Origin of the sequence: Aeromonas eucrenophila (assembly GCF_000819865.1) — a bacterium.
In the GTDB taxonomy this organism is placed as follows: Bacteria; Pseudomonadota; Gammaproteobacteria; order Enterobacterales; family Aeromonadaceae; genus Aeromonas; species Aeromonas eucrenophila.
Genome location: NZ_CDDF01000001.1, coordinates 728,081 through 728,464, shown reverse-complemented (window position 1 = coordinate 728,464; position 384 = coordinate 728,081). Strand labels below are relative to the sequence as shown.

Annotated in this window: 1 protein-coding gene; it reads right to left on the bottom strand. The window is 65.4% G+C overall.

Features of this window, described 5'->3' with window-relative positions; all coding sequences use genetic code 11:
* Window positions 1-384, bottom strand: a 384-nt coding sequence (locus tag BN1124_RS02950; protein ID WP_042638903.1) for a GTP-binding protein, incomplete at both ends; no start/stop codon positions are given.

Genomic DNA, 384 nt, shown 5'->3' with positions numbered 1-384 from the left:
GCCCGCCACATCCGCCAGCTGGTGGACGATGGCGGCGTGCAGTCCGTCGATATTCTCGCCACTCTTGGCGCTGACGCTGACGATGTCCGGCACCATGCCGCTCTCGTCCATCACCCGCTCCAGCAGGCTCTCTTCCAGCAGCGCCAGCTCATCTGTGCTCACCAGATCGCACTTGTTGATACACACCAGCAGGCGCGGCACCCCCATGGCCTTGAGCAGGCGCAGGTGATCGCCGGTCATGGGCATCCAGCCCTCGTCGGCGGCGATCACCAAGAGCACCAGATCCAGGCTCCAGAGCCCGGCCACCATGTTGCGCACATAGCGCTCGTGGCCGGGCACGTCGATCACCCCGATCGTATTGCCCTGGCCATCGTCGAAGTGGGC